This is a genomic window from uncultured Anaerotruncus sp., from assembly GCF_902490045.1.
Lineage (GTDB): Bacteria > Bacillota > Clostridia > Oscillospirales > Ruminococcaceae > Anaerotruncus.
On the sequence record NZ_CABUCJ010000134.1, the window covers coordinates 1 to 5,984 of the forward strand.

The 5,984-nt window shown below is 65.9% G+C and carries 6 protein-coding genes; all 6 read left to right on the plus strand.

Annotation, left to right across the window (positions count from 1 at the left end; all coding sequences use genetic code 11):
• The first annotated feature begins 163 nt into the window (after positions 1–163).
• The 6 genes from xdhA to moaC all read left to right on the plus strand — a co-directional run bounded on the left by xdhA (position 164) and on the right by moaC (position 5,837).
• Positions 164–2,458, plus strand: coding sequence for a xanthine dehydrogenase subunit XdhA (gene xdhA / locus RDM88_RS11220; RefSeq protein WP_308754924.1), 2,295 nt, complete (start codon positions 164–166; stop codon positions 2,456–2,458).
• Positions 2,459–2,474: 16 nt separating this feature from the next.
• Positions 2,475–3,362, plus strand: a complete 888-nt coding sequence (gene xdhB / locus RDM88_RS11225) for a xanthine dehydrogenase subunit XdhB (protein WP_308754925.1) — start codon at positions 2,475–2,477, stop codon at positions 3,360–3,362.
• Entirely contained in the window at positions 3,356–3,853 is a 498-nt protein-coding gene (xdhC, locus tag RDM88_RS11230) for a xanthine dehydrogenase subunit XdhC (RefSeq protein ID WP_308754926.1), read from the plus strand. The genes xdhB and xdhC overlap by 7 nt, the downstream gene beginning before the upstream one ends.
• A gap of 133 nt (positions 3,854–3,986) precedes the next feature.
• Entirely contained in the window at positions 3,987–4,352 is a 366-nt protein-coding gene (locus RDM88_RS11235; protein WP_308754927.1) for a LysR family transcriptional regulator, read from the plus strand.
• Positions 4,339–5,364, plus strand: coding sequence for a molybdopterin-binding protein (locus tag RDM88_RS11240; RefSeq protein WP_308754928.1), 1,026 nt, complete (start codon positions 4,339–4,341; stop codon positions 5,362–5,364). The genes RDM88_RS11235 and RDM88_RS11240 overlap by 14 nt, the downstream gene beginning before the upstream one ends.
• Entirely contained in the window at positions 5,361–5,837 is a 477-nt protein-coding gene (moaC, locus tag RDM88_RS11245; protein ID WP_374045462.1) for a cyclic pyranopterin monophosphate synthase MoaC, read from the plus strand. The genes RDM88_RS11240 and moaC overlap by 4 nt, the downstream gene beginning before the upstream one ends.
• The last annotated feature ends 147 nt before the right edge of the window (positions 5,838–5,984 follow it).

Sequence of the window (5,984 nt, forward strand, 5' to 3'; positions counted from 1 at the left end):
CCCGCCGCGGGCGGGAGGCAAAAGCACCTTGTTTATCCCGCGGATGCGGTTCTGTTTTTTTCTCGCCGCAATAGTATTACTTATGACTTATGAATACCCTGCCGCGCCGCGCGGCTTACGTTATAAATTGACCCTCTAATTTATCCGCAAGGAGGCTTGTCTTATGGGAATCGGGAAGAGCGTCACCCGCGTGGACGCATATGAGAAGGTGACCGGCGGGGCCAGGTACACCGACGATCTGCGCCCCGCGAACTGCCTGGTCGCCAAGGTCGTGCGCAGCACGATCGCCAACGGGCTGGTGAAATCCTTCGACCTCTCGGAGGCCGAGAAGGTCCCCGGCGTGGTGAAGATCGTCACCTGCTTCGATTCGCCGCAGATCCAGTACCCCACCCCCGGCCATCCCTGGTCGGTAGAGCCCGCACACCAGGACGTCGCCGACCGCATGCTGCTCAACCGGCGGGTGCGCATCTACGGCGACGACATCGCCGCAGTCGTCGCGGAGGACGAGGTGGCTGCTTCCCGCGCCGCGCGGCTCGTCCGCGTGGAATACGAGGAGTACCCGGCCATCACCACCGTCGGGCAGGCGCTCGCGCCCGGCGCGGGGGCCATTCACGAGGAGCACCCCGACAACCTGCTGGCGCACAGCCATTTCACGATCGGCGAGGGGGACTTCGACGAGATCGTGAAGGCGGACCCTTCCCTGCGGGTATTCGAGGGGGAATACGACACCCAGGCGGTCCAGCACTGCCACATCGAGGAGCCCGTCTCCTACGCCTACATGGAGAAGGGACGGATCGTCGTCGTCTCCTCCACCCAGATTCCCCACATCGTCCGCCGCGTCTGCGGGCAGGCGCTCGGCATCCCGTGGGGGAAGATCCGCGTGATCAAGCCCTATATCGGCGGCGGCTTCGGCAATAAGCAGGAGGTCCTCTACGAGCCGCTCAACGCCTTTTTGACGATGCAGGTGGGCGGGCGTCCGGTCAAGATCGAGCTTTCCCGCGAGGAGACCTTCTCCTGCACCCGCACCCGCCACGCGATCAAATTCAAACTCAAAACCGCCGTGCGTCCCGACGGGCGGCTCGTCGCGCGCAGGTTCGAGGCGTGGTCCAACCAGGGCGGCTACGCCTCTCACGGCCACGCGATCGTGGCGAACGCCTCCAACGCCTACCGCCATCTCTACCAGGATGAAAAGGTGCTCGACGCGGACGCCTATACCGTCTACACCAACCTCTCGTCGGGCGGGGCGATGCGCGGCTACGGCATCCCGCAGGTCGACTTCGCGATGGAGGCCCACATGGACGATATCGCGCGGGGGCTGGGGCTCGACCCGATCGCCTTCCGCGAGAAGAACTGCATGCGGCCCGGCTACGTCGACCCAGGCACCGGCATCACCTGCTATTCGAGCGGGCTGCTCGCCTGCATCGAGAAGGGCAAGGCGCACATCCGCTGGGACGAAAAGCGCGCGGCCTGCCAAAACCAGACCGGTCCCGTCCGGCGCGGGGTGGGCATGGCGCTCTTCAGCTATAAGACGGGCGTCTACCCGATCTCGCTCGAGACGGCGAGCGCACGGCTGATCCTCAACCAGGACGGCTCGGCGCAGCTCCAGATGGGCGCGACCGAGATCGGCCAGGGCGCGGACACCGTCTTCACCCAGATGGCCGCCGAGACGACGGGCATCCGTCTGGAGGACATCCACATCGTCACGGTGCAGGACACCGACGTGGCCCCCTTCGATACGGGCGCCTACGCCTCCCGCCAGACCTATGTGAGCGGCATGGCGGTCAAAAAGACCGCCGAAAAATTCAAGGCCCGCATCCTCGACTACGCGGCCTACCTGAAAAAGCGCCCGGCCGACACGATGGACCTGCGGGAGAGCACGGTGGTGGACGCGCACACAGGCGAAAAGCTCGTCGACCTTGCCGACCTCGCGATGGAGGCGTTCTACAGCCTCGACCGGTCGGTGCATATCACGGCGGAGGAGACCTACCACTGCAAGGACAACACCTTCTCGTTCGGCTGCTGCTTCGCGGAGGTGGAGGTCGATATCCCGCTGGGCAAGGTGAAGGTGCTCGACATCATCAACGTCCACGACAGCGGCGTGCTCATCAACCCGCAGCTCGCCGAGGCGCAGGTGCACGGCGGCATGAGCATGGGGCTCGGCTACGCGCTGGGCGAGCAGCTCCGCTTCGACGACCGCGGCCGCCCGCTCAACGGCAACCTGCTCGACTACAAGCTGCCCACCGCGATGGACACCCCGGAGCTGAACGTCGGCTTTGTGGAGACGGTCGACCCGAGCGGGCCCTACGGCAACAAGTCGCTCGGCGAGCCGCCGGCCATCCCGCCGGCCCCCGCCATCCGCAACGCGGTGCTCAACGCGACGGGCGTGGCGGTCGACAGCCTGCCGCTGAACCCGCAGAAGCTGGTCGAGCAGTTCACCGCGGCCGGGCTTATCCAATAGAGGGGAGGACGAAGGGATGTACGATATCGAGAGAATCCACCTTGCAAAGAGCGTTCCCGACGCGATCGCGGCGCTCACGGCGGACCCGTCCGCCGTCGTCATCTGCGGCGGCAGCGACGTGCTCGTCAAAATCCGCGAGGGCAAGCTCGCGGGCTGCTCGCTTGTGAGCATCCACGGCGTTCGGGAGCTGGAGGGCGTTTCGATCGAGCCGGACGGCACGATCGTCATCGGCCCGGCGACCACCTTCTCCCACGTCACGGGCGACCCGCTGATCGAAGAGCACCTGCCCGCGCTCGGCGGCGCGGTCGACCAGGCGGGCGGCCCGCAGCTGCGGAACGTCGGCACGATCGGCGGAAACGTCTGCAACGGCGTGACGAGCGCGGACAGCGCATCGACGCTGCTGACGCTGAACGCCCTGCTCGAGCTGACCGGCCCAGACGGTGTGCGCCGGGTGAGGCTGGAGGACTTCTACCGCGGTCCCGGGAAGGTCGACCTCGCGCACGGCGAGCTGCTGACCGCCATCCGGATCGCGAAGGAGGACTACGAGGGCTTCGGCGGCCACTATATCAAATACGCGCAGCGCAACGCGATGGACATCGCGACGCTCGGCTGCGCGGTCCATGTGAAGCTCACGGAGGACAAAGCCGCCGTGGAGGAGCTGCGGCTGGCGTTCGGCGTCGCGGCGCCCACCCCCATCCGCTGCCACGGGGCGGAGGAGACGGCGCGCGGACAGAAAATCGGGCCGGGCCTCTTCCGGACGGTGGCGGAGACGGCCGCCGGGGAGGTCAATCCCCGCACGAGCTGGCGCGCCTCGAAGGAGTTCCGCCTCCAGCTTGTGCGCGAACTCAGCCGGCGCGCCCTGAAACAGGCGATCATTCATGCGGGAGGTGCGGTGGAATGCTGAAACTGATTCAGATGACGGTCAACGACAAGCCGGTCGAACTGGCGGTCGACGAGCGGGAGAGCCTGCTCGACACGCTGCGGAACCGGCTGGGGCTCACGAGCGTCAAACGCGGCTGCGAGGTCGGCGAGTGCGGCGCCTGCACCGTGCTGGTGGACGGCGAGGCGATCGACAGCTGCATCTACCTGACCGTGTGGGCGGAGGGCAGGCGCATCCTCACCGTCGAGGGCCTGCGCGGCCCGAACGGGGAGCTGTCCCCCATCCAGCAGGCGTTCATCGAGGAGGCGGCGGTCCAGTGCGGCTTCTGCACGCCGGGGCTCATCATGACGGCGGTGGAAATCGTCGGCACCGGCAAAAAGTACAGCCGCGAGGAGCTGCGCAAGCTCATCTCCGGCCATCTCTGCCGCTGCACCGGCTACCAGAACATCCTCAACGCGATGGAGCGGATCGTCGACGAGACCTACAGGGTCGTCGGGGAATCGTCCTCCGTTTAAATTTCCGGACGGCCCCGCCGCAGGCTCGGCGGGGCCGCCTTTGGCAATCCTCCACATTGACTTTTATGGAATTTGTGGTAATATGGTGGAAACGATATATTTTCGTTTACATAACGGTCAGGGGGGACGCGCGATGCTGCCTGAGGGGATGTCCTTTTCGCTGCGGGTGAGCCTGCGGCGGTCGGAAAAGTTTTTTGGACCGGGTGTGGCGTCCCTGCTGCGGCTGGTCGAGCGGACCGGGTCGCTGCAGACGGCGGCCGCCGAGATGGAGATGAGCTACAGCAAGGCGTGGAAGATCATCCGCAAGGCGGAGGGGGAGCTGGGCTTTCCGCTGATGGAGCGCCGCGTCGGCGGCGCGGGAGGCGGCTCCTCGAGCGTGACCGCGGAGGGGAAGCGGTTCCTCGGGCGGTATGAGCGGTTCCGCCGGGAGGTGCAGGACGCGGCCCAGCGGCTGTTTACAGAATGTTTTGAAGGCGGGGAAGCAGATGAAACGGATTAAGACGGAGGACGCGGTCGGGCAGGTGCTCTGCCACGACATGACGCAGATTATTCCCGGGGTGACCAAGGACGCGCGTTTCCGCAAGGGGCATGTCGTGACCGCGGAGGACATCCCGGTGCTGCTCTCGATGGGCAAGGACTACCTCTACATCTGGGAAAAGCAGGAGGGCATGCTCCACGAAAACGAGGGGGCGCGCATCCTTTGCGACCTTTGCAAGAACGAGCACATGTCCGAAAGCCCGGTCAAGGAGGGCAAGATTGAGCTTTCCGCAACCTGCGACGGGCTCTTCTCCATCGACGTGGAGCGGCTCGACGCGATCAATTCCCTCGGCGAGATCATGATCGCGGCGCGCAGCAACCACCTGCCGGTGAAGGCGGGCGACAAGCTGGCGGGCACGCGGGTCATCCCGCTGGTGATTTCCGAGGAAAAGATGAACGAGGCCAAGCGGATCGCGGGCGGACGTCCGCTGCTTTCCGTGTTGCCCTACAAAAAGAAGAAATGCGGCATCGTCACGACCGGAAACGAGGTCTTTTACGGCCGCATCAAGGACGCCTTTTCGCCCGTCGTCGCAGCCAAGCTCGAGGAGTACGGCGGCGAGGTGATGGGGGTCACCCTCTGCGGCGACGACCCGGCGGGGATCACCTCCGCGATTGAAAAATTCCTCGCGGACGGCGCGGACCTCGTCGTCTGCACGGGCGGCATGAGCGTCGACCCCGACGACCGTACCCCCGCCGCCATCAAGGCGACGGGCGCAAAGATCGTCAGCTACGGCGCGCCGGTGCTGCCGGGCGCGATGTTCCTGCTCTCCTACTTGGACGGCAAGCCGGTCATGGGCCTGCCCGGCTGCGTCATGTACGCGCGGCGGACGATCTTCGACCTCGTGCTGCCCCGCGTTATGGCGGACGACCCCGTCACCGCGAAGGACCTCGCGCGGCTGGGGAACGGCGGGCTCTGCCTGAACTGCGAAACCTGCCACTACCCCAACTGCGGCTTTGGAAAGGGCGGCGTGTGATGGGCGGGCTTACCCACATCGACCAAAACGGAAACGCCGTTATGGTGGACGTCGGCGCCAAGGCGGAGACGCTGCGCATCGCGACCGCCAAGGGGCGCGTCCGCATGAGCGCGGAGACCTTTGAGACGATCCGCACGGGAGCGGCGAAGAAGGGGGACGTGCTCGGCGTGGCACGGGTGGCGGGCATCATGGCCGCCAAACGCACCTCCGAACTGATACCGCTTTGCCACCCGCTGATGCTCACCAAATGCACGGTGGATTTCGAGCTCCTGCCCGACACGCTCGAGGTGGAGGCCGCCTGCACCGTCCAGCTCACCGGGCGCACCGGCGTCGAGATGGAGGCGCTCACCGGCGTGTCGGTCGCACTGCTCACGATCTACGATATGTGCAAGGCGATCGACCGGGGCATGGTTCTCTGCGACATCCGCCTGGTCCATAAAGAGGGCGGAAAGTCCGGGGTGTTCGACAGGTGATTTGCCGCTCGGTGAACGGCGGAGTTGCCGGGACCTGCCTCGACGGTTTTAGGTTTTCCGCTCATCGAGCGGCGGGGCTTGCCGGGTCCCGCCCCGGCGGGCGGGTCGACTTCTTGCTCGCCCAAGAAGTCGACGGAAGAAGGGCGC